The sequence below is a fragment of the uncultured Plantibacter sp. genome (genome assembly GCF_963518075.1).
Lineage (GTDB): Bacteria > Actinomycetota > Actinomycetes > Actinomycetales > Microbacteriaceae > Plantibacter > Plantibacter flavus_A.
This window is the reverse complement of the sequence record NZ_CAUQHZ010000004.1, coordinates 1-22,020: the sequence shown is the minus strand read 5'-3', so window position 1 is coordinate 22,020 and position 22,020 is coordinate 1. Positions and strand designations below refer to the sequence as shown.

Here is a 22,020-nt window from a genome sequence, read left to right as displayed (position 1 = left end):
CGCAGCACGGACGGGCGATCATCCCTAGACTGCGGCGCTCCGCACCTCCGGTCCCTGGACGCGCCTCTTGCGGTCCCTGAGCTTGTCGAAGGGTGGGGTCAGGCGGGGTGGATGAAGTTGCTGCGGCGGCGGGCGAGGCGTCGTCCGGCGAGCTGATCGAAGATCGGGCAGTCGGGTGAGGGGAGCGGCGACCCGTGCTCGGTCGTCGCTCCGGCCAGGCGGGTCTGCTCGGGAGGAGAGGACGTCACCCGCGCGTCGAACCCGTGGGTGAGCGTCGTGAAGATCGGGGACGGGGAGAGCGGCTGGCGCGCGGACGAGCTGGGCACGGGATCCTCTCAGGGGTCGATTGGAGACTGCGCGATCCGGTGGGCCCGCCTCACGACAGCGATACTCATATTCTAGAACATGAATGAGGCGTGAACGGCCAGGCTCGGCACGTCGCGAGGGTCACCCGACGTCGTATCGCGCCAGCGCGTCCGCGTCCTGGGCGATCCGAGAAGCCCGACGGGCGGCGTCGAGCGCCTCGACCGGATCGTCGACCGCTGCCGCCTCCGCGAGTGCGAGCTGCCGCTGTGCCTCGGCGAGGCGGGTCCTCGCGTCGGCACCGACCCTGCCTCGGTGCGCGGAGATCACGTCGACGGCGACGCGGATGTTGCTGTCCGCGGTGAACAACGCCCCGCGCATCGCCTCGCGTGCGTTGTCGAGACGTTGCTGCGTGCTGCGGGCGGTCGCGAGAGCTGCGTCGAGGTCGATGTCGGCTGCGCGAACCACCTCGAGACGTCGCATCGGATCGGGCAGGACGCGGTCGCCGTCCGGGGACGTGGTCGACTCCGCCTCCAGAAGTGCGCGGTTCGCCCGCTCGACGGCGGTCGCGATGACGGCGGCCGTCTCCGCGCGTTCCACCGTCGCACCCAACGCCTCCGCTTCGGCGATCACCGTGCGGAGCTCACGCCCCGCTGCGGCGAGTTCGGTCTCCGCTGCGGCGATGCCCGCGAGCGAACGCTCGACGGCGTCCAACCGGTCCTCCGCCTGCTGCAGCTCGCGCCCCAGGGCGTGCAGTGCCGCGGCGGCCGGTCGGCCGGTGTCGATCCGATCCTTCGTCGTCGTCGCATCGTCGGTCGCCTGGTCGACCGTGTCCTGCGCGGTCCGGCGAAGTACCCGGGCATCCTCGACGGCGCTCGCCGCATAGCGCTCGGCCGCGGAGGCGATCGCGAGGCCGGTGGTGGTGAGTCGTTCGCGCGCGCGGTCGATGCGTCGCTCGAGCTGGTCGAGGAGGTCGGGGGCCGAACGCTCCGCTCCACGGCGCTCGTCGAAGCCGCGCAGTCGGGCGCTCAGGGTGCGTTCGACGTCCTCGCAGACGCTGATGATCCGCTCGTTCCAGGCGCGACGCTGCGCCTCCGTGTCGGCGATCTCGTCCTCGAGCGACTGGCGGAGCCGGAACGCCTCCCCGAGCGCCGAGCGCGCCGAGGCGACGTCGGCGGCATACCCGCGGGCGGCTTCACGTCCGAACTCCGCTTCGGCGAATCCGACCTCGTCCTCGGCCTCGCGGACGGCGTCGTCGGTGCGGACGAGGGCGATGCCAGCGCGGCGGTGGAGGTCGTCGATGGAGGCGACGGGGGTCTTCGGATTGCGCCGACGCAGCAGGGCGACGAGCAACCACACGATGATGCCGACGCCGCCGAACACGATGAGCGAGGGGAGCCACCACAGGTCGTCCATGGGCTCCAGTCTATGAACGCGGAACGGGCGTCGGCTGGGAAGGACGTGGCGTCGGGCGTCGGTCGTCGACGGTGTTCCGACGCCTGTCGAGCTTCCTCGGGATCGCGCTCGACACGTCGGTCCGCGGGGCTACCCTGAACCCATGACCCGCCAGCAGCGCCTCGTGCTCACGATCGCGATCCTCTCCTCGTTCGTGGCGTTCCTCGACGGCTCGGTCGTGAACGTCGCGCTTCCTGCGATGACCGAGGAACTCGGCGGTGGGCTCATCGTGCAGCAGTGGGTGGTCGACGCCTACCTGATCACCCTCGGGTCGCTCATCCTGCTCGCGGGCTCGCTCTCCGACGCGTTCGGGCGCATCCGCATCCTCCGCATCGGGCTCATCGGCTTCGGCGTCACCTCGATCCTGTGCGCGGTCGCACCGACCGCCGAGGTGCTCATCATCGCGCGGCTGCTGCAGGGTGGTGCCGCCGCGTTGCTCGTCCCGAGCTCGCTCGCCATCATCATCTCGACCTTCAGCGGCGTCGCGCAGGGCAAGGCGATCGGCACCTGGACGGCGTGGACGGGAGCCGCGGGCATCACCGGCCCGCTGCTCGGCGGCGTGCTCGTCGACACGCTGTCCTGGCGCCTCATCTTCGCCATCAACATCGTCCCGATCCTCGTGACCCTGTGGCTCATGATGCGCACCGATCGCGTACCCGAGCCGGAGCACCGTCCCCGCATCGACGTGGTCGGCGCGGTGCTCGGCGCCGTCGGGCTCGGCGGCCCTGTCTTCGCGCTCATCGAGCAGGAGCGCTACAGCTGGTCGAGCCCGATGCTGCTCGTGCCGCTCATCGGCGGGGTCGTGTCGTTCGTCGCATTCCTCTGGTGGGAGCGCCGCCACCCCGACCCGATGCTGCCGCTATCGCTCTTCCGCGTGCGGAACTTCGGCTACGGCAACATCGCGACCGTCTTCATCTACGGTGCCCTCTCGCTCGGCTTCTTCGCCATCGCGGTCTTCATCCAGCAGACGGCGGGCTTCAGCGCCACGCTGGCGGGCATCGCGACGCTGCCGCCGACACTCGTCATGCTCGCGTTGTCATCGTGGTTCGGCAAGCTGGCCGGCAAGCACGGACCGCGGCTGTTCATGACGGTCGGACCGATCATCGCCGGCGTCGGCTTCCTCCTGATGATGGGTGCGCAGCAGGATCTGAACTACTGGGTGCAGCTGTTCCCGGGCATCCTGCTCGTCGGTCTCGGCCTCGCGATCACGGTCGCGCCGCTCACCGCGGGCATCCTCGGGTCGATCGACCCGGCCCATGCGGGCATCGGATCGGCCGTCAACAACGCGGTGTCGCGCGTGGCGGGCCTCGTGTCGATCGCGCTGGTCGGCATCATCGCCGGTGGCGCGCTCGGCGTCGACGGGTTCCCGCGGGTGGTCCTGGCGACCGCCGTGTTCATGTTCGTCGGTGGCGTGGTGTCGTTCGTCGGCATCCGGAACCCGCGAACCGCGACCGCACCGGAGACGACGATCTCGTCGCAGGCCTGACGACCTCGCCGGGCGCCGGGATCTCGATCACAGCGGGTCGGCACCCGTGACGGCGGGCGCGGTGGTGGCCGCCCCGATCACCGCGTGGAGCATCTCGCGGAGCTGGGTGAGGTGCTCGGCGTCCATGCGGAGCTCGTTCATGACCCGGTGTGGGATGGCCTCCGCCTGGGTGCGGAGCTCGCGGCCGGCAGTGGTGAGCGAGACGTCGAGGACGCGCTCGTCGAGTCGGCTGCGGTCGCGTCGGACGAGCCCTGCGGTCTCGAGGCGCTTGAGGAGCGGGGACAACGTCGCCGGCTCGAGCTGCAGTGCCCCGCCGAGGTCCTTGACCGAGCGCGGGCTGTGCTGCCAGAGCGCGAGCATCACGAGGTACTGCGGATGGGTGAGACCGAGCGGTTCGAGGATCGGTCGGTAGAGCGAGATGACGCTGCGCGACGCGACGGCGAGCGCGAAGCAGACCTGGTTCTCGAGCTGGAGCAGATCGTCGGCCGTGGCGACGGTGGTGGATTCGTTGGCGGTCACGGTCCCATCGTACCCAAATGATTAGTACACTCATCAATATGAGCGAGAAACGATCCTTCCGGGAGTCCGTGCGCGAGGCCGGTGGTCTGTACGGCTGGGTGAACGGCCGCATGTGGAAGGTGCTCGGACCGCCGCCCCTCGGTCCCTACAACGAGGAGCCGTTGCCGCCGGCCGCACAGTCGGGGTGCCCGATCTGCGGCCATGCCATGTCGGAGCACATCGTGGACCGCACGACCGGCCCGCGCACGCAGCTGCACTGCCCGAAGGCCCCGGCCGCCTGAGGCGATCTCCATCCCGGGTGGCAGGACGTCATCCCGTGGGTGCATGCGGTGCCCCACCACGGCTGCTGAACTGGTGATATATGTCTCAGGTCAACATCTCCTCCGCGCCGCCGATCCCGTCCACCGACGACACCTCATCGCGTCGGTGGCACCTCATCGACGCCCTCCGTGGGTTCGCTCTCGTCGGGATCCTCTTCGTCAACGTCCCCGACATCACCCGGCTCGGCAGCGACATCCCGTTCGACCGACGACAGTCGACGCTCATGGACACCGTGCTCGAGTTCGCGGTGCAGACGCGGTTCGTCCCCATCTTCGCCTTCCTCTTCGGGCTGAGCGCGATGCTCGTGATCCAGTCCGCCCGCCACCGCGGCACCGGCGCGCTCGTCCCGATGCTGCTGCGTCTCGGAACACTCCTCCTCATCGGGATCGCGCACGGGTTCCTCTACCCGGGGGAGATCCTCCGCGAGTACGCGATCTGCGGGATCCTCATGCTCCCCCTCATGCTGTGGTTGCCGCGCTGGGCGTTGCTCTGGTCCGGCGTCGTGCTCACCGTCGCCGCGTATGCGGTCACCGGTGGTGGCCTCACCACCCTGCCCGGACTGTTCCTCGCCGGTGCGGGGGCGGCGGCGTACGGCTTGCCGAAGGTGCTCGACGCCGGCGGACGGCCCGTGTGGATCACCTTCCTCGTGGCGACGGCCCTCGCCGTCCCGGCCATCGTGTGGCAGACCACCGAGCCCGGCGACCCACGGTTCACGAACGCCGGTGGGATCGCGGGCGGGATCCTGTCCGTCGTGTACGTCACCGGATTCGCGTTGCTCTGGCAGACACCGGTGCGTCGAGTCCTCGCAGCCGTCTTCGAACCCCTCGGCCGCATGGCGCTCACCAACTACCTCGCCGCGAGCGCCGTGTTCGTCGTCGTCGGGCTGCTCGTCCCCTTCCGGGAGATCGACGACCTGGCCGCGGTGAGCGTCGGAGCACTCGTGCTCATCGCGGTGCAGTCGGTGCTCAGTCGCCTCTGGCTACGGCACTACCGCTACGGGCCGGTCGAGTGGGTCTGGCGGATGGCCACCTGGCGTCGCGCCGTCCCGCTACGGGGTGCTGCGCTGCCAGCCGCCTGAGCGCTGAGTCGCCCGGAACTGCGCGGTTTCGGCTCGGATTCGAGCAGTTCCGGGCGACTCAGCGGGGCGGAAGGGAGGCGGCGGCGACCGCGACCGTGTCCGCCGGTTCGCGTCCGAGCAGGGTTCGGAGGTCGTCGCCCGCGCCGTCGAGGAATCCGTGCCGGACGCCGGTGAAGATCGACATCAGCATGGCGGGCTGGAACGGCTTGAGTGCGGCCTCAGCCAGCGCCGTCCGCTGCTCGGCGAGGGAGACGGTGCGGTGTGGGACGGCCAGTCGGTCGGCCACCTGCGCGGCCGTGATCGGTTCGCCCACGAGGTCGTAGCCGCGACCGACGTGGTCCGACGGGGACATCGCGACGACGGCCGCGGCTTCAGCGAGGTCGGCTCGTGCGACGGCGGCGAGCGCCCCGTCGCCGAACGCCGAGCCGAGCGAGTCGCCCGACCAGGACAGGAGCGACCCGAACAGTTCGGCGTACAGGCCGTTCCGCAGGATCGTCCAGGACAGGCTGCTGCGCTGCAGCCGACGCTCGGTCCACCGGTGCGCGAGCGCGAACGCGAGGTGGTCTCCGGCCGAGGTGAGGCTCGTGTACACGACGTGCTGCACCCCGTCCCGCTCGGCCGCGGTGATCGCCGTCTCGTGTCGGGCGATCACGACGTCGTCCTCGGCTTCGCCCGCCGATACGAGGACGAGCGTGTCGACCCCGACGAAGGAGACGGTGTCGGGGTCGTCGAAGTCGATCCGTCGTGCGCCGCCCTGTCCGCTGCGGTTGCTCGCGAGCGGTGCAGCCCCACGGGTGGTGAGCGCATCGACGATCGCGCCGCCGAGTTGGCCGGTGGTTCCGGTGACGAGGATCATTTCAGGGCCTTTCGGTGTTCGGATTGATGACTCGGACGAGTCTGCGTCCCCTGTTCCGGCCCCACAAGAAGGCACTTCCATGTCACTCACGCACACCGCGGTAACCGCCGACCTCGAACCCTGCGGCACGGAGGACCACCCGGACTGCGGCATCCGGGACGTCCTCGACCGCATCGGAGACACCTGGTCGGTCCTCGTCGTCGTCGAGCTCGTGTCGGGTGACCGCCGGTTCCGCGAGCTCCAGCGGGCGATCGACGGGATCTCCCAGCGCATGCTGACGCTGACCCTCCGCCGCCTCGAACGCGACGGCCTCGTCGACCGGACCGTGTACCCGACGGTGCCCGCGCAGGTGTCCTATGCCCTCACCCCGTCCGGTGCGGGGCTCTCCCACCTGATCAAGACGCTCGCCGACTGGTCGCTCGAGCAACGGCCGGCGATCGCGGCGTCGCGTTCGGCGTACGACGCCGCCCACCCGGGGCACCGCATCCGGTGAGCACTGTCGCGTGACGCCCGTGCGGAGTAGCGTCGGCGCATGGAGCATCCGATCGTGCACGAACCCGACGATCCGTTCGTCGAACGCGTCAGGCGGATCTGCCTCGCCTACCCGGAGTCCGTCGAGACGTTCGGCCACGGACGCCCACGGTTCAAGGCGGGCAAGCGTGTGTTCGTGACCGTCGGGTCGGAGATGCGCATCCCGCACAGCATCACGTTCACGCCGGCCGAGGAGGAGCGCGGCGCCTGGCTCGAGGACGAGCGGTTCTGGTCGCCGAAGTACGACGGCCCGTCGGGCAAGCTCGCGTTCGACGCCGGTCTCGACGCCGGTCTCGACGGCGACGACAGCCGCACGCTCGACGACGTCGACTGGGCGCTGATCGCCGAACTCATCGACACCTCGTACCGGCAGGTCGCCCTCCAGCGACAGCTCCGGGCGCTCGATGCACGCTGACCGGGGGCCGACCCGGCCGCGGCAGCATCTCGGAAGGGCCGTGCGAGACTGGCGACCGGGGGAGCGTCATCGAGACGCATCGGAAGTGGGGAGCCATGAGCGACGGGGGCGCAGCCGGGGCATCGTCGGAGCGCGATGACGCCGAGGTGAGCGACGTCGGACCCGTCGTCGCGACCTCGACCGTGGCGACCTCGTCCGAGCCCGACGACGCGTCAACGGACCCGCAGTACCCCGCCGGCCGATCGCCGCGCGTCGCATTCCTGATCGCGTACCTCACCCGCTCCCTCGACCTCGCCGTCTCGGTCGTCCTGATCGTCGGCGTCGGGGGCGTCATCACTACCCTGTTCAACCTCATCGGCCAGGGTCTGCGTCCCGAACCGCCCACCGGGTCGTACCGCCCGGACGCACCGATCGTGCTCGGCGGACCGTCGGAAGCGGAGCTCTGGTACCAGATGCTCGGCTCGCTCGGCGGGTGGATCCTCGTCGCCGTCGGCGTCATGCTCGTGATCGTCCAACCCGTGATGGAGGTCATCCGTCGTGTGACGCCCTCTCGCGGGCTCGCCTACCTGGGTGGCCTGACGGCGGTCGTGGGCGCCGGGATCGGCTTCGGCGTCCTCGTGATCTTCGGGATCTCGCCGTGGACGTGGCTGGGTGCCAACCTGGGATCGGCGCTCGCCTTCCTCCTCTTCGGGCTCATCGCCTACGGCATCCCCGTGCTGATGGTCGCCGCGGTCATCATGCTCCTCACGTTCGCCATCGGCCGCCGGCGGGTGCGGGTCGTGACCGCTGGGCTCGCCGGACTCGTCGTCGTCGCCGTGATCGTGGCGTCGACCGGCGCGTTCCGCCCGCCGCCCGCGCAGGAGGTGGCCGCGGCGCAGCGCTCCGAAGCCGTAGACGGCTTCACGCGGGCGCTCGCCGACATCGACGGGATCGCCGACATCGAGGTCGTCGGTCACGGTGCGACGGTGACGATGTCGCTCGACGCCGGCGTCGGGCAGGTGCTCGGCGCGGCAGACGCGGCGAAGCGGGCCGGCGAGGAGCTTGAGGGGATCGCGATCGTCGTGATCCAGCGGGAGGCCGACCCGACCTCGCTGGCCCAGCAACAGGATCCGCCGCGCGGTCCGTGGCGAGTACAGCTCGTGCCGAGCGATCAGAGCATCGACGAGCTCGCCGACGAACTGCAGCGGCTGATGCTGACGGAGCGGCTGCAGGTGTCGATCGCCGTCACGGAGGGGGCACCGCTCATCACCGTCTTCTCCATGGACACCCTTCCCGCTGCGGTCAGGGAACTCCGGGCGATCTACCCGGACGGCGCGCACTACCGCGTACCGGAACGCTTCTCCATGGCGGACGACCCGAGCGAGCTGAGCGTGCCGATGGTCGACGCCATCCTCGCCGTGGTCGAGGCCACCCCCGGCGTCGAGATCGAGGTGACGACGCAACCGAAGCTCTGGATCACCGACGTGACGCCTGAGCAGGGCGCCGCGATCGTCGCCATCCTGCAGGACCCGGCGCTCGCCGGGACGAGTCCCTCCGGATATCCGGTCGACTACTCGATCAACACCTCCGGTACCGACCAGGACGTCGAGGGCACCTTCGGCTGAGCCGCTGCCGGTAGCGTGAGGGGATGACCGCCGCTCAGTCCTCCCGCCTCCAGTTCGGTGCCTTCGTGATGAACACGGGCTCCCACATGCAGCACGGCCTCTGGCGCCACCCGGACGCGAAGCAGCACACCTTCGACGACGTGAACCTCTGGGTCGACCTCGCGAAGACGCTCGAGCGGGGTCGGTTCGACACGATCTTCTTCGCCGACGTCGTCGGGGTCTACGGCGGCGCCGGGGCGTCCTTCGACGTGAACGCACGTGAGGGCATGCAGCTGCCGAGCAACGATCCGTCCATGCTGCTGTCGGCGTTGGCGATCAGCACCGAGCACCTGGGCCTCGCGTTCACCTCGTCGATCCTGCAGGAGCACCCGTTCACCTTCGCGCGGAAGATCTCGACGATCGACCACGCGTCCGGTGGGCGGGTCGGCTGGAACATCGTCACGAGCTTCCTCGAGAACGCCGCGCGCAACTACGGGCTCGACCGTCTCGTCGAGCACGACGAGCGGTACGCCTGGGCCGAGGAGTACGTGGCGGTCGTCGGCAAGCTCTGGGAGGGGTCGTGGGACGACGGCGCACTCCTCGCCGACAAGGCCAGCGGTGTCTTCGCCGACCCCACCAAGGTGCACCGGATCGACCACGTCGGCGAACGGTACCGGGTGGAGGGCCCGCACCTGTCGTCGCCGTCGCCGCAGCGCTCGCCGCTCCTGTTCCAGGCCGGCTCGTCCGGTGCGGGGAAGGCGTTCGCCGCGAACTACGCCGAGGTGCAGTTCATGATGGCGCCCAGCATCGAGGCGGCGCGGGCGTCCGCGGAGTCGACGCGCGCGCTCGTCGCCGAGACCGGCCGCGACCCGCGCGACGTCAAGTTCTGGCAGGCGATGTCGTTCATCGTCGGCAGCACCGAGGAGGAGGCGAAGCGCATCGAGGCGGAGTACGACGAACTCCTGTCGGCCGACGCGTTCCTCGCGCACTCGAACCTCGGCACCGACCAGGCGACCGGGAAGCCGATCGACCCGGACACTCCGCTGAAGGACGTCGAGACCCAGGGCGGGCACAGCATGCTCGAGGCACTGAAGGCCCTCTCGCCGGACCGCGAGCCGACCGTGCGCGACCTCGCGAAGCTCACCGCGAAGCTGCGAGGCCGTGTGGTCGGCACGCCGGAGCAGATCGCCGACCACCTGGCCGAGTGGCGGGCGGCCGGGATCGACGGGATCAACGTCGCCAACTGGATGATTCCGCACTCCTACGAGGTCTTCGTCGACGAGGTCGTGCCGGTGCTGCAGGAGCGCGGTCTCGCCCAGCGCGAGTACGCGCCTGGCACGCTCCGCGAGAAGCTCTTCGGTGCGGAGCCCACCCTCCCGGAGACGCACCCGCTGCGCGCCTACCGCGGCGCCTTCGCCGGCCGCTGACCCCCGCCCGCTCGGCAGCAGGACATCCGCCCGAGAACCGGACGTTTCGACGTGGAATGTCCTGCTCTCGGGCGGATGTCCTGTTCTCGTGCCGCGGCGGGCTACTCCGGCTTGGCCGTACCGACGGCCCAGACGAAGGGCGGCGGGGTGCCGTTGATGGACCAGTCGCCGACGATGCGCGTCTTGTAGATCACGGGGTTGTGCGACGCGACCGTGCGGGCGTTGCGCCAGTGGCGGTCGAGGGCGCTCGCGCGGCTGACGGCCGAGGCCCCGAGCGTGTTGAAGAGCAGCGTCGCGGCGCGTGGCACAAGCTCCGAGAGCACCACCTGCGCCTGGGCGGAGCGGATCTCGGCCTCGATGTTCGCCGGCAGGTCGTCCGCGGAATCACGGTCGGCGGCCGTCTCAGACGCACGCTCGATCGCCGCGGCGACTCCGAGGACGGTCTGCTTCGCGACGAACGCGATCGACGAGATCTCGCCGACGACCGCCTGGATCTGCCCGTCGTCCTTCACGAGTGGCGCGAGACCATGCGTGTAGACGCGGGTGCGCGCACGGATCTGCTCCCCGGCGTCGCGCTCGACCGCCGCCGCGATCCCCGCGTGCACGGCGATGAGCACGTGCTGGTAGAGCGCCGTCTGGTAGCGGAACCGGTCGGTGAAGGGGTGCAGCTGGTCGGCGTCGACGACGGCGTCCTCGAACACGATCGTCCCCGTGCCCGTGAGCTGCTGGCCGAAGCCGTCCCAGTCGTCGGCGATCGTCACACCCAGCTGGTTCGTGCGCACGAGCACGGTGACCTCGGTGTCGGGCTGCCCGTCGACGACCAGGCGCGCGGTGGCGTCCGTCCAGTCGGCGTAGATGCTGCCCGTCGTGTAGAACTTGCGGCCGTTCACGACGTAGCGGCCGTCGCGCTCGGTGACGACCGTTCCGGAGACGCCGAGTGCGCCGGAGCCGACCTCGCTCCAGGCGTTGCCGACGATCTCACCGGCGACGAAGCGCTCGAGCCAGGCCGTGCGGCGGTCGCTCGGGGCCGCGACCAACTGGTCCTCGACGAGGGCGATGTGGCCGCGGAAGATCTGCGGGAGGTTCGAGTCCGCCGCCGCGAGCTCGATCAGGAGCTCGGTGAACTCCGGGAAGGTGAGTCCCGAACCGCCGAACTCGGCGGGGACCCGGAGTGCGCCGAATCCGGCGGCGGCGAGCTTCCGCACCTCGTCCCGCGGGAGCCGGTGCTCGAGTTCGCGCTTCACGGCGCCTGCCTGGATCTCGGCGAACAGTGGCAGGAGCAGCTCCCGGGCGGCCGCGAAGCCGGCCGGGCGGGCGGTGGTGGAGGTGGTGGTGGCGGAGGTCATATGGTTCCGTTCCGGAGGCGGCGGTGGGCTGGTCGTGCGATGGGCCCTTCGACAAGCTCTGGGACCGGTGGAGTTGCTCAGGGACCAGATGAGCCCCTAGGTGTAGAGCGAGATCGGCTGCAGCTCGCCGTTCAGGTGGTTCGCACCGACCTCGAGCTTCTTGTAGTCGACCGGGTCGTGGAGGGAGTGCGTGCGCACGTTCCGCCAGAACAGGTCGAGTCCCACGGAGGCCTTCGCCGAGCTGGACCCGGTGACCTCGAAGATGCGGTTCGCGACCTCGATGCCGAGCTCGGTGGAGACGACCTTGAGCTTGGCGATCTCGATGGCGATGGCACCACGGTCCTCCGCGGTCACCGCCGCTCCCCGCTCGATGATGCGGTCGAAGCGGGCGTTCGTGCGGTCGGCGAGCGCCTCGACGGCGGCGATCGACGACACGAACTCGCCGATCACGCGCTGCACGAACGGGTCGTCGCGGTAGGTCTCGGCGTGGCTGAGGAACCAGGCGTTCTTCCGTGCCCGGACGAGTTCCGTGCCCTGCGCGAGCGCACCCTCCGCGATGCCGAGGTAGAGGTTGCCGAACGCGAGCTGGATGCCGGGCGTCACGAGTGAGGAGAACGGTTCGTCGCCGACGGTGCCGAGGATGTCCGCCTGCTCGACGAGCACGTCCTCGAACCGCACGGACCCCGAGGCGGAGAGCCGCTGGCCGAGCGCGTCCCAGTCGCCGAGGTAGGCGATGCCCGCGCGGTCGTGGTCGAGGACGAACTGGAAGATCGTGCCGTCGTGGTCGCCACCGCGGACGACCGCGTTGACGAGGATGACGTCGCCGGCCGAGGCGCCCGTCGAGAACCGCTTGAGCCCGTTGAGGCGGAACGCGTCGCCGTCTTGCGTGAGCGAGAGGTCGGGGTCCGTCGGGTTCACGGAGTCTCCCCAGATCCACCGGCCCTCCACGGTCTTGCGGTGCCACTCGGCCTGCGTGGACGGGTCGGCGGTGAAGCCGATGTTGCCCGCATTGATGTAGTGGTAGGCGAGCAGCTGGCCGATGGAGGCGTCGACGCGCGACAGGATGCGGACGACCCGGAAGGCGCTTTCCCAGTGGCCGCCACCGCCGCCGAACTCGGCGGGGTCGAGCAGGTTGACGAGGCCCGACTCGCGGAGGAGGTCGAGCTCGGTGGTGGGGTCGAGGTTCGCGCGGTCGCGGTCGAGGACGTCGACCGCGAGCTTGGTGGCGACCTCGGTGGCGACGGCGTCCCAGTGCGCGAGCTCGGCGTCGTCGGCGGTACCGGACCAGTGGGTGCGTCTCCCAAGGACCGGCTGCCCGGTCACTGAGCCGGTCGAAGTGCTGATCGTGTCGGTGCTCATGCGGAGGCTCCTTCGGTGGCGTAGACGTTGTCGTCTGCCGCGTCGGCGTTGTCGGTGTCGAAGAGGGAGGGTGCCGTGTCGTCGGCGGCGGACGGCTGCCCGACGTACGCGCCGCGGTACCGGTGGGCCGGGTGCCACTCGGGCACGACGGGGGAGCCGGTGCCGTTCAGGCGGCCGCGGAGGGTCCCCTCCGGGTACTCGTCCCAGACCCGGCCACGACGACGCAGCTCGGGCACGAGCAGGTCGACGACGGCCTCGAAGGTACCGGGCGTGATGACGTAGGCGAGGTTGAAGCCGTCGGTGCCGGCGACGTCGATCCAGCGCTCGATCTCGTCGGCGACCGTCGCGGCACTGCCGACGAACACGGGACCGATGCCGCCGATGCCGATGTAGTGGGCGATGTCGCGCGGCGTCCACTCGCGTTCCGGGTCGGCGAGCGTGAAGATCGCGAGCGCCGAGCGGGCCGCATCGGTGTCGACGTACTTGAGCGGCTTGTCGGGGTCGAACGACGAGAGGTCGAGGCCCGACCAGCCGCCGTAGAGGGTGAGGGCGCCGTCGAGCGAGATGTACTGCTGGTACTCCTCGTACTCGGCCTGCGCCTCCTCGTCGGTCTCGGCGACGATCGCCGTGGCGAGGGTGAGGATCTTCACGCTGTCGCGCGGGCGTCCGAGGGCCTCGGCGCGGTCGCGGATGTCGTCGGTCGTCTTGCGCGTCAGCTCCGGGACGAGCCCGTTGATGAACACCGCTTCGCCGTGCGTGGCCGCGAACTGGCGACCGCGGGCCGAGGCGCCGGCCTGGAAGATGACCGGAGTGCGCTGCGGTGACGGCTCCGAGAGGTGGATGCCGGGCACCTGGAAGTGCTCGCCCCGGTGGTTGATGGGGTGCACCTTGGTGGGGTCGGTGTAGACGCCGTTCTCCCGGTCGATGACGACGGCGTCGTCCTCCCAGGAGCCCTCCCACAGCTTGTAGGTGACGTCGAGGAACTCCTCGCCGATGCCGTACCGGTCGTCGTGCTTGATCTGGGTGGTGAGGCCGAGGTTGCGGGCGGCGGAGTCGAGGTAGGAGGTGACGACGTTCCAGCCGACGCGACCCTTCGTGAAGTGGTCGAGCGTCGAGAAGCGGCGGGCGAGGGCGTACGGCAGCTCGTAGGTGGACGCGACGGTGACACCGAAGCCGAGGTGCTCGGTCGCCTTCGCCATGGCCGACACCTGGATGATCGGATCGCCGACGGGCAGCTGCGCCGAGTCGATGAGCGCGGGCGCGGAGGAGTGACGGTAGACGTCGTAGATGCCGACGACGTCCGCGATGAACAGGGCGTCGAAGGTGCCGCGCTCGAGGAGCTTGGCGAGGTCGATCCAGTAGTCGATGTCGTTGTAGCGGTGCGCCTGATTGTCAGGATGCTTCCACAGGCCGGGCGCCTGATGGGTCACGCAGCTCATGTCGAACGCGTTGAGGATGATGCGCTTGCTCACAGGGATACCACCGGGTCGTCTCGTCGAGGCTGGGTCCGACGGCGATCACAGCGCCGTCCAGCACGACGGTACTCGGGGGCTCGGGTGCTCGCGAGGGGCCCGAAACAGAGCGTCACATGGGCCGCCGGGCGTCCGTTCCTCACGGTTCATCCCCAGAGTTACTTTACCTTACGTAAGGTAAAGTAACTCCCATGAGACCCAGTGCACGGAACGAGATCCTCGATGCGGCCGTCCGCGTCGTCGACGCCTCCGGAGAGGCCGACATCACCTACGAGGCGGTGGCGCAGGAGGTCGGTCTGACGAAGGCCGGGCTGCGCTACCACTTCCCCTCACGGGACGCGATGATGATCGCGGTGATCGAGCACGTCGTCGCCCGCTGGCAGCGCGAGCTCGTGGAGGAGCTGGGGGCGCCACTCGAGACGTCGACGCTCGAGGAGCGGGTGCGGGCCTTCGTCGCCTTCGCGGGGGAGGGCGGGGCGAGCCAGGGCGAGTTCGTCGTCTTCGCCGAGGCGGTCAGGCGTCCCGAACTCGCCGCTCCCTGGCTCGAGTACCTCCGGACCTGGTTCGGGTTCGGTGAGGACACCGATTCGACCTCCCTCCTCCTCGTCTGGTTGGCGGCGAACGGCCTCTGGATCGCTGAGGCGACCGGCATCCTCGACGTCGGCCGCGACCAGCGCGCCGACCTCGTCTCGCGACTCCTGGCCCTCGCTGGAGGTGAACCCCGATGAAGAAGTGGCTGATCCTCTCCGCCGCCATCCTGCTGGAGGTCACGGCGACCCTCTCGCTCCGTGGCGCCATCGAGAACCCCTGGTGGTCGATCCTCGCGGTGGCCGGGTATGCGGGCGCCTTCGTCGCCCTGTCGCTCCTGCTCCGGATGGGGGTGCCGATCGGGGTGGTCTACGGCATCTGGGCTGCGGCCGGCGTCGCGCTCACCGCGGTGCTCGCCTCGCTCGTGTTCGGCGAGCAGTTCACGTTCATGATCGGGCTCGGCATCGCGATCGTGATCGCCGGCGTCGTGCTCGTGGAGACGGGCCACTCCCCGGAGTCACCGAAGCCGGGCGCGACGAACGAGGAGGTCGGCGCATGACCTGGTTGCTCCTGGCCGGTGCCATCGTCACCGAGGTCGCGGCGACGCTCTCCCTGCGCGCCTCGGAAGGCCTGCGGAAGAAGCGGTGGATCGCTCCCGTCGCCGTGTTCTACGTGACCGCCTTCGGGTTGCTGACTATCGCGCTCGCGAACGGGATGCCCGTCGGGATCGCCTACGGAATCTGGGCCGCCTGTGGGGTCGCGCTCACGGCCATCGGAGCGCGCGTGCTCTTCAAGGAGAAGCTGACGCCGAAGATGATCGTCGGCATCGGCCTGATCGCGGTCGGCGTGCTCGTCATCGAGCTCGGTTCGCAGGCGCACTGACCCACGCGGATCGCTCCCGCGCGCGAGGGTGGGGAGCGGTACCCATTGAGCGTGGGGCAGGACTGAGGCATCCTCGTCCTGGGCGAACCGCCCGCAATCGACAGCCTTGGGGGGCTCCTGTGGACAGCAACGTGCTCGCGATCATCGCCATTCTCGTCCTGCTCGCCATCGTCGGGCTGGGGGTGTTCAAGGGACTCGGCCGCAGGAAGCTGCGTGAGACGGCGACGAACCGTCGCGCCACCAAGGTGCCGGAGATGCTGCAGGAGTTCGGGCGCTCGGTCGTCCTCGGCACGGACCCCGCCGGTGCGACCGCGCTCATCGAGGGGCTGCCGAAGCGCAAGGCCAAGTCGTTGCGGCCCGGCGTGTGGGGCATCGACTACGTCGCCAAAGACGACGTCACGATCGAGGTCCAGTCGACAGGCGCAGGTTCCGAGGTGGTGGTGACGTCGCTCACGGAGTACCTCGGCTTCCCGCAGGGCCTCGATGGCTGGCAGCGCTTCGCCACGCAGCTGGAGGAGGCCGCGAAGGCGCAGGGTGTCCCGGTGCAGCGTGGTGCTCGGGCGTTCCAGTACCTGCCGGCACCCGCGAACACCCTCGACAAGGCGCGCTGGGTGCTCGCCAAGGTCGTCGCTCAGTGACGACACCTGAGCTCGCCAAGGGCGGTCGGACCTCTTCCGGTCCCTGAGCTTGTCGAAGGGCTGGGTGTCTTCTACCGGTCACTGAGCTTGTCGAAGTGCCCGCCAGCCGCCCTCTCGCCTACAGGTTCCCGAGATAGGCCAGGCGCTCGCCGCCGAGCTCGATCGCCAGCGCCCGCTGCCGCTTCACCCGTCGCCATCGCACGATGAAGAGCACCGTCCCGACGGCCGTGAGGACGAGGCTGACGCCGAGCATGATCGGTCCGGTCGCGCCCAGCTCCTCCGGGTCGACCGACAGGAAGGCACCCGCGAGGACACCGACACCGCCGACGCAGGTGCCGAAGTACGCTCCGGCCGCGAACAGGCGCGACGCGGGGATCGGGCCGAGGAAGTGCTGCAGGAGCACGGGCGGGAGTCCGCGGCGGCGTTGCTCCGGCCCGCGCCGCTCGAGCCAGTCGAGGGAGAACCGCTGGGCGACGTGGATCTCCCTCGCCCGCGCGATGCCGCCGACGATCCACGCGACGAACGCGAGCAGTGCCGAGCCGACCACGGCGACGGCGACGAGCGCGTTCGCGTCGGACGGCAGGAGGCTGTCGATGACCCCTTCGGCGATGGCTGCCCCGAAGATCGCGAGCAGGCCGATCCCGGCGAGACCGATGAGGATCCGGTCGCAGACCCTCCGGAGGGTGCGTGGGCCGACCGTCTCCGGGATCGGTTGCAGGTGGACGACCTCGTCGTCGTCCGCGAGCCAGGAGCGGACCCTCGCCCGATCCTGAGGCGGAATCCACGACGGCAACTCGCGTCCGTCGTCCGGGCCGACGCGCTCAGCATCCCGATTGCCGAGCGCCCCATTCCGGTCACCGAGCTTGTCGAGGTGCACTCGGTCGACGATCTGCTCCGCGGCCAGCCGGGCCGGGTCGTCCGGTCGACGGAATCGGTCGTCGTCCGTGTCGTCGTCGACCGCCGTCCCCGTGTCCTCATCAGCGATGATCGACCCGTACTGCGGCGCAGGCGGCACGAGGGGAGTCGGGTTCGGGGCATCGGGCGCCGCCGGAGCGATGTCCTGATGCGCGCGCACGACGTCCTCCACTGCGCCCTGTGCGGCCCGCATCGCTTCGTCTCGGATGCTCCGGCCGAGCGGCCCTGCGGCCTGGACCACCGCTTCGAGCAGTTTCACGTCGCCGGTGGACTCCGCCGCAGTGATGCAGTCGGCGATGAACCCGCGTCGACCGATCATGACGTCAGAGCCCTTCCCAGCGAGTGAGCGCGAGATGCGTTCCCGGCCGACGTCGAGTGGATCCTGGCCGGTGTCGTCGGGGATGCCGCTGCCGGCGATGAGTGCGACGAGTGGCACGAGGTCGGAGGTGGGGAGGCTCCGGAGCCACCCGCCGTTCACGATGATGCGCGCGCGTGCGCCGGTGTCGGTCGTGAGTCGCAGGCTGAGGGCGGGTGTGGTGGCGGCGGGATTGCGGGTGAGGAGTTCGCCGCTCACAATCGAGCGCAGCGGAATCGTCTCGCCCCGGAAGAGCGCGGTGCTGCGGCCGACGTCGACGCCGACCGGGCGGAAGGTGGTCCGGAGGTAGGACAGGCAGATGCCGGCGGTGATGATGAAGAAGACCGGGATGACGATGAGCGCTGTGCGCGCGATGTCGAAGATGCCGTCGATGACGCTGCCGGTGATCCAGCCGAGGACGCCGCTGAGGATGCCCGACAGGATCACGATGAGGACGAGGTTTGCCCGCACGGGCGGTCGGCCGATCATCGTGAAGCCGTCGTTCGTCGGTCCTGGTGCTGCGCTCACGTCGTCCTCTCGGCAGGTGGTCGCATCGACTGTTCCATGTCGGCGCCCGTCGTGTCGATGGGGAGCCCTCCCATGGCCCGCCAGCCGCACCCGCCCCCTGAGCGACCATCCCGGTCCCTGAGCGAACACGCCGGTCCCTGAGCTTGTCGAAGGGCGTGACCCTGTCCGATTCCTGGGTCTCCCCGCCCCGGTCCCTGAGCTTGTCGAAGGGCGATTCGCGTCTTCGGCTTCCGTGTTGTAGGCTCTACTTCGGCCTGCCGAGCCGAAGTTCTCTTCTCTCAGCAAGCAATGCGCCCGTAGCTCAACGGATAGAGCATCTGACTACGGATCAGAAGGTTGGGGGTTCGAATCCCTTCGGGCGCACATTGTGAAAAGCGGTCCTCTTCGGTGGGCCGCTTTTTTCGTGCCGCCTGACAGCAGGATATCGGCGCGAGAAGCGGATGGAATCGCGCGAAACGTCCGGTTCTCGGGCGTTCTTCCTGTTCTCGTGCGGCGCCCACACGCCGCTACGCCCGGCAACTGCCCAGCGTGCCCGTGAGTGCCTGGCGGTCGGCGTCGTCGACCGTGAGGTCGTACGCCATCAGCACGAGGACGAACCGCGCCGCGTACTCGCAGTGCGAGGCGGCCGCGGGCGGCATCCAATCGCCGGGGCCGGAGTCCGACTTCGACGAGTTCGTCGCGCCGTCGACGGCCTGCAGGTTGATCGGGTCGTTCGCGAACTGCTCCCGCTGCTGCTCCGTCCACGTGTTCCCGCCGTGACGCCAACCCCACGCGAGCGGCACGACGTGGTCGATCTGCACGAGCTGACTCGACCGCTCACCGCGCTGGAAGTCGATCGTCGACCCCGTGTAGAGGTCGTGCAGCACGCCGGTGAGCACGACGCAGTCGCGGGTCCCCGGCTTGAAGGTGACGTCGACGAGGTCGCGTGCTAGCACGTCGTTGCGGGTGTCGCAGCCGTTGCGGTCGATGTCTGCCCAGCGCTGACCGAACCGGTCCCGGTCGTAGCCGGTGGCCACCTGGGTGGCGGTGTCGACGTCGGCCAGCGCGTCTTCGACTGCGGCGGCCGAGACGACCAACTGCCCGGACGCGTCCACGACGGCGAAGCCGGCGGCCTCGAGCGATGCCCGTGCGCTCGGGCTGACCGCCGCGGGCGTGGGTGCGAGCGACGTCGGCGCTGGTGACCCCGGCTCGCCGAACACGATACCGCCGTCGAACTGCGTCGCGACGAGCACCACGACGGCTGCAAGGAGCGCGACGAGCAACGCCAAGGGAGTCTTCTTCATGCTGGGTGCTCTCCTCGGGGTCTGCTCCACCAGCGTAGAGGCGGGCGCCGACACGAGGTCGCCGGACGTCAGCCCCGGTAGACGTCGCGCCGATGGCCGAGCGTGACGACGACCACGAGGAGCACACCGTCATCGATCGTGTACACGATCCGATGATTACCCACCCTGACACGGAAGCCGGGGCGTCCTTGCAACGCCGTGGCACTCGGCGGGCGCGGGTTCTCCCCGAGCAGAGCGATCGCGGCCCGGATGCGTCGCTGGTCCTGATGGTCGATCCTGCGGAGCGCCTTGATCGCGGCCGGCCGCAGCTCGATGTCGTATCGACTCATTCCCAGCCGAGGTCGGCCTTCGCCTGCGCCCACGGGATGCTGTCGCCCTCCTCGGCCATCGCCGCATCGAAGGCACGGGCGTCCTCGGCGTCTTCGAGCGCCTCCATCATCCGGTCGTACTGTTCGGGACTGATGATGACGGCCTCTGCGCGCCCGCGTCGCTCCACGAAGACGGCTTCGGTGTGGGATCGCGCGATGAGTTCGGAGAACTTCGCGCGAGCCTCGGTGACGTTGATCCGGGACATGTCGCAAGTGTACATTTTGGGCCTCCGCCTGTACATGTGGGGATGACCGTGGCATTGGCCGGCGGTCTGAGGGAAGCCTGGAGAAGGTGTGCGGACGCCCGGGGGCGTTCTCCACAGGTGCCCTTCGACAGGCTCAGAGACCGCGGGACGTGTGCTCCGGGACCGGGGGACTGCCGCTCGCCGCAGGCGCGGGATAGGGTCGAGCAGACACAGGGTGCCCCACAACGGGCGCCCGCGATCAAGGAGGATCACGTGTCAGGTAACAGAGCTGTCGCCTACAAAGCAGCGGGTGTCGTCGAGGTCATCGACATCGACTACCCCACCTTCGAACTCAAGGACGGACCGGGGGTGAACCCGGCCAACGTCGGCCGGAAAGTCCCGCACGGCGCCATCCTCAAGACCGTCGCGACCAACATCTGCGGCTCCGACCAACACATGGTCCGCGGCCGCACCACGGCACCGCCGAACCTCGTCCTCGGACACGAGATCACCGGCGAGGTGGTCGAGGTCGGACCGGACGTCGAGTTCATCAAGGTCGGCGACATCGTCTCGGTGCCCTTCAACATCGCCTGCGGCCGCTGTCGCAACTGCAAGGAGCGCAAGACCGGCATCTGTCTCAACGTGAACCCCGACCGCCCGGGCAGCGCCTACGGCTACGTCGACATGGGCGGCTGGGTCGGCGGCCAGGCCGAGTACGTCCTCGTGCCCTACGCCGACTGGAACCTCTTGAAGTTCCCGGACCGCGACCAGGCGCTCGAGAAGATCATGGACCTCACGATGCTCTCCGACATCTTCCCGACCGGCTTCCACGGTGCGGTGACGGCGGGCGTCGGCGTCGGCTCCACCGTCTACGTGGCGGGCGCAGGCCCGGTCGGCCTCGCCGCAGCGACCGGGGCCATGCTCCTCGGCGCCGCTGCAGTCATCGTCGGCGACATGAACGCCGACCGGTTGGCGCAGGCGCGGAGCTTCGGTTGCGAGACCGTCGACCTCACCAAGGGTGAGCCGGGGGAGCAGATCGAACAGATCCTCGGCGTCCCGGAGGTCGACTGCGCGGTCGACGCCGTCGGGTTCGAGGCTCGTGGTCACGGTGGCGACGCGGGTCACGAAGCCCCGGCGACGGTGCTCAACTCCCTCATGGACATCACGGCGGCCGGCGGTGCGCTCGGCATCCCGGGACTCTACGTGACGGGTGACCCGGGTGGCATCGACGAGGCAGCGAAGAAGGGTGCGCTCTCGCTGAGTCTCGGCACCGGCTGGGCGAAGTCGCTGTCGTTCACCACCGGTCAGTGCCCGGTGATGAAGTACAACCACGGCCTCATGATGGCGATCCTGCACGACAAGGTGCACATCGCGAAGAACGTCAACGCGACCGCGATCACCCTCGACGACGCCCCGCGCGGGTACGCGGAGTTCGATGCGGGGGCTGCGCAGAAGTTCGTCCTCAACCCGAACGGGTATCTGGACGCCGCGTAGGAGGCACGGGGACATCACCGAGAGCGCCCGTTGCGTCGTCTGGAGAGCTCCAGGACGACGGAACGGGCGCTTTCGGCTGCCCTTCGACAAGCTCAGGGACCGAGAAGAAGTGGCGCAGGGGCCGAGAAGAAGTGGTGCAGGGACCGGGTGGAGTGGCGCAGGGACCGGGGGTTCCGACTACTGAGTTTTCGCCCGAACGCCTGCCGCAGGGCATCCGGAACGGCGTTGTCTGACGAACTGCTGAGTGAACCGTGAGATTCCCTCCTCTCGGTCCGTCTCTCCAATGACGCGGGAAACCGACGGGGCCCTGGGGCCCGTCCCGCGACGAAGAGACCCCCACTCGCACAAGGACGGCCATGCAACACTCCTTCCTCGCATCCGAATCAGATCCGGAGAGCGACTCGGACACCAGCCCGCTGCTCGGCAGCGCGAGCAGTACGGCGTCGACGGTTCCGGTCCGCAAGGTCACGGTCAGTGGCGACGACCCGGCCACCGCCCGGCAGAACTACGAGCGCGCCTACGACGGCAGCCGCTTCACCGTCACCCGTGGCACCGAGCCGTTCTCGTTCCAGTGGGTGTCGATCGGCGACGACCGTGTCTCGCTCCGCACCGCGACGATGACCGGACACGTCACCGGTGAGACCCCGGGCCTCACGGATTACGTGGTCTCGTGGGTCACGACCGGCGGCGGCT

Annotated in this window: 24 protein-coding genes and 1 tRNA gene; 14 read left to right on the top strand and 11 right to left on the bottom strand. The window is 69.6% G+C overall.

Going from position 1 to position 22,020, the window contains the following annotated elements:
* Positions 1 to 98: 98 nt before the first annotated feature.
* On the bottom strand, positions 99 to 326 hold the full coding sequence (locus tag RWN05_RS06860) for a hypothetical protein (RefSeq protein WP_064296845.1): 228 nt from the start codon (positions 324 to 326) through the stop codon (positions 99 to 101).
* Between the two features lie 121 nt (positions 327 to 447).
* Positions 448 to 1,719, bottom strand: a complete 1,272-nt coding sequence (locus tag RWN05_RS06855) for a hypothetical protein (protein ID WP_314139040.1) — start codon at positions 1,717 to 1,719, stop codon at positions 448 to 450.
* 142 nt (positions 1,720 to 1,861) lie between these two features.
* On the opposite strand from RWN05_RS06855, the gene RWN05_RS06850 reads away from it, so the two are divergent.
* The gene (locus RWN05_RS06850; protein ID WP_314139039.1) at positions 1,862 to 3,244 is read left to right on the top strand and encodes an MFS transporter; all 1,383 of its coding nucleotides are present in this window, start codon (positions 1,862 to 1,864) and stop codon (positions 3,242 to 3,244) included.
* Positions 3,245 to 3,271: 27 nt separating this feature from the next.
* Here RWN05_RS06850 and RWN05_RS06845 read toward each other — a convergent pair whose 3' ends face one another.
* Entirely contained in the window at positions 3,272 to 3,763 is a 492-nt protein-coding gene (locus RWN05_RS06845; RefSeq protein ID WP_071260555.1) for a MarR family winged helix-turn-helix transcriptional regulator, read from the bottom strand.
* Between the two features lie 38 nt (positions 3,764 to 3,801).
* On the opposite strand from RWN05_RS06845, the gene RWN05_RS06840 reads away from it, so the two are divergent.
* A complete protein-coding gene (locus RWN05_RS06840) occupies positions 3,802 to 4,044 on the top strand; it encodes a hypothetical protein (RefSeq protein WP_064296841.1) in 243 nt (80 codons plus the stop codon).
* Between the two features lie 80 nt (positions 4,045 to 4,124).
* A complete protein-coding gene (locus RWN05_RS06835) occupies positions 4,125 to 5,162 on the top strand; it encodes a DUF418 domain-containing protein (RefSeq protein WP_314139036.1) in 1,038 nt (345 codons plus the stop codon).
* 58 nt (positions 5,163 to 5,220) lie between these two features.
* On the opposite strand, the gene RWN05_RS06830 is transcribed toward RWN05_RS06835, so the two are convergent.
* Positions 5,221 to 6,018, bottom strand: a complete 798-nt coding sequence (locus tag RWN05_RS06830; protein ID WP_314139035.1) for an NAD(P)H-binding protein — start codon at positions 6,016 to 6,018, stop codon at positions 5,221 to 5,223.
* A gap of 79 nt (positions 6,019 to 6,097) precedes the next feature.
* Here RWN05_RS06830 and RWN05_RS06825 point away from each other — a divergent pair, with 79 nt between their 5' ends.
* The 4 genes from RWN05_RS06825 to RWN05_RS06810 all read left to right on the top strand — a co-directional run bounded on the left by RWN05_RS06825 (position 6,098) and on the right by RWN05_RS06810 (position 9,974).
* Positions 6,098 to 6,511, top strand: a complete 414-nt coding sequence (locus RWN05_RS06825) for a helix-turn-helix domain-containing protein (RefSeq protein WP_079003457.1) — start codon at positions 6,098 to 6,100, stop codon at positions 6,509 to 6,511.
* A gap of 39 nt (positions 6,512 to 6,550) precedes the next feature.
* The gene (locus RWN05_RS06820; protein ID WP_314139034.1) at positions 6,551 to 6,964 is read left to right on the top strand and encodes an MmcQ/YjbR family DNA-binding protein; all 414 of its coding nucleotides are present in this window, start codon (positions 6,551 to 6,553) and stop codon (positions 6,962 to 6,964) included.
* Between the two features lie 95 nt (positions 6,965 to 7,059).
* Positions 7,060 to 8,568 (top strand): hypothetical protein, encoded by a 1,509-nt coding sequence (locus RWN05_RS06815; RefSeq protein ID WP_314139033.1) that lies wholly within the window; start codon positions 7,060 to 7,062, stop codon positions 8,566 to 8,568.
* Positions 8,569 to 8,591: 23 nt separating this feature from the next.
* Positions 8,592 to 9,974 carry an LLM class flavin-dependent oxidoreductase gene (locus RWN05_RS06810; RefSeq protein WP_314139031.1) on the top strand — a complete coding sequence of 461 codons (1,383 nt, stop codon included), beginning with the start codon at positions 8,592 to 8,594 and terminating at the stop codon, positions 9,972 to 9,974.
* Positions 9,975 to 10,075: 101 nt separating this feature from the next.
* On the opposite strand, the gene RWN05_RS06805 is transcribed toward RWN05_RS06810, so the two are convergent.
* From RWN05_RS06805 to RWN05_RS06795, 3 genes are all read right to left on the bottom strand, one after another.
* Positions 10,076 to 11,320, bottom strand: coding sequence for an acyl-CoA dehydrogenase family protein (locus tag RWN05_RS06805; RefSeq protein ID WP_314139030.1), 1,245 nt, complete (start codon positions 11,318 to 11,320; stop codon positions 10,076 to 10,078).
* 96 nt (positions 11,321 to 11,416) lie between these two features.
* On the bottom strand, positions 11,417 to 12,679 hold the full coding sequence (locus RWN05_RS06800; RefSeq protein ID WP_314139029.1) for an acyl-CoA dehydrogenase family protein: 1,263 nt from the start codon (positions 12,677 to 12,679) through the stop codon (positions 11,417 to 11,419).
* Entirely contained in the window at positions 12,676 to 14,151 is a 1,476-nt protein-coding gene (locus RWN05_RS06795; RefSeq protein ID WP_314139028.1) for an LLM class flavin-dependent oxidoreductase, read from the bottom strand. Before RWN05_RS06795 ends, RWN05_RS06800 begins: the two co-directional genes overlap by 4 nt.
* A 191-nt stretch (positions 14,152 to 14,342) precedes the next feature.
* On the opposite strand from RWN05_RS06795, the gene RWN05_RS06790 reads away from it, so the two are divergent.
* The 4 genes from RWN05_RS06790 to RWN05_RS06775 all read left to right on the top strand — a co-directional run bounded on the left by RWN05_RS06790 (position 14,343) and on the right by RWN05_RS06775 (position 16,199).
* On the top strand, positions 14,343 to 14,879 hold the full coding sequence (locus tag RWN05_RS06790; RefSeq protein ID WP_121292360.1) for a TetR/AcrR family transcriptional regulator: 537 nt from the start codon (positions 14,343 to 14,345) through the stop codon (positions 14,877 to 14,879).
* On the top strand, positions 14,876 to 15,238 hold the full coding sequence (locus RWN05_RS06785; RefSeq protein ID WP_314139027.1) for an SMR family transporter: 363 nt from the start codon (positions 14,876 to 14,878) through the stop codon (positions 15,236 to 15,238). The genes RWN05_RS06790 and RWN05_RS06785 overlap by 4 nt, the downstream gene beginning before the upstream one ends.
* Positions 15,235 to 15,561 carry a multidrug efflux SMR transporter gene (locus RWN05_RS06780; protein WP_071260538.1) on the top strand — a complete coding sequence of 109 codons (327 nt, stop codon included), beginning with the start codon at positions 15,235 to 15,237 and terminating at the stop codon, positions 15,559 to 15,561. The genes RWN05_RS06785 and RWN05_RS06780 overlap by 4 nt, the downstream gene beginning before the upstream one ends.
* 119 nt (positions 15,562 to 15,680) lie before the next feature.
* On the top strand, positions 15,681 to 16,199 hold the full coding sequence (locus RWN05_RS06775) for a hypothetical protein (protein ID WP_314139026.1): 519 nt from the start codon (positions 15,681 to 15,683) through the stop codon (positions 16,197 to 16,199).
* A gap of 118 nt (positions 16,200 to 16,317) precedes the next feature.
* Here the strand turns inward: RWN05_RS06775 and RWN05_RS06770 are convergent, their stop codons facing one another.
* Positions 16,318 to 17,997 (bottom strand): hypothetical protein, encoded by a 1,680-nt coding sequence (locus tag RWN05_RS06770; protein WP_314139025.1) that lies wholly within the window; start codon positions 17,995 to 17,997, stop codon positions 16,318 to 16,320.
* 290 nt (positions 17,998 to 18,287) lie between these two features.
* Between RWN05_RS06770 and RWN05_RS06765 the strand changes: the two genes are divergently transcribed.
* Positions 18,288 to 18,360, top strand: a tRNA-Arg gene (locus tag RWN05_RS06765).
* 143 nt (positions 18,361 to 18,503) lie between these two features.
* Here RWN05_RS06765 and RWN05_RS06760 read toward each other — a convergent pair.
* The 3 genes from RWN05_RS06760 to RWN05_RS06750 form a co-directional block, all read right to left on the bottom strand.
* Positions 18,504 to 19,280 (bottom strand): HNH endonuclease family protein, encoded by a 777-nt coding sequence (locus tag RWN05_RS06760; protein WP_314139024.1) that lies wholly within the window; start codon positions 19,278 to 19,280, stop codon positions 18,504 to 18,506.
* A 68-nt stretch (positions 19,281 to 19,348) separates the two neighbouring features.
* Positions 19,349 to 19,609: a type II toxin-antitoxin system RelE/ParE family toxin gene (locus RWN05_RS06755; protein ID WP_314139023.1), complete on the bottom strand. Its 261-nt coding sequence runs from the start codon at positions 19,607 to 19,609 to the stop codon at positions 19,349 to 19,351.
* A complete protein-coding gene (locus tag RWN05_RS06750) occupies positions 19,606 to 19,854 on the bottom strand; it encodes a type II toxin-antitoxin system Phd/YefM family antitoxin (protein WP_064296825.1) in 249 nt (82 codons plus the stop codon). Before RWN05_RS06750 ends, RWN05_RS06755 begins: the two co-directional genes overlap by 4 nt.
* 252 nt (positions 19,855 to 20,106) lie before the next feature.
* On the opposite strand from RWN05_RS06750, the gene fdhA reads away from it, so the two are divergent.
* Together fdhA and RWN05_RS06740 are read left to right on the top strand one after the other, a co-directional pair.
* Positions 20,107 to 21,327 (top strand): formaldehyde dehydrogenase, glutathione-independent, encoded by a 1,221-nt coding sequence (fdhA, locus tag RWN05_RS06745; protein ID WP_071260517.1) that lies wholly within the window; start codon positions 20,107 to 20,109, stop codon positions 21,325 to 21,327.
* Between the two features lie 356 nt (positions 21,328 to 21,683).
* On the top strand, positions 21,684 to 22,020 hold a 337-nt coding region (locus RWN05_RS06740), incomplete at its 3' end, for a hypothetical protein (protein WP_314139021.1).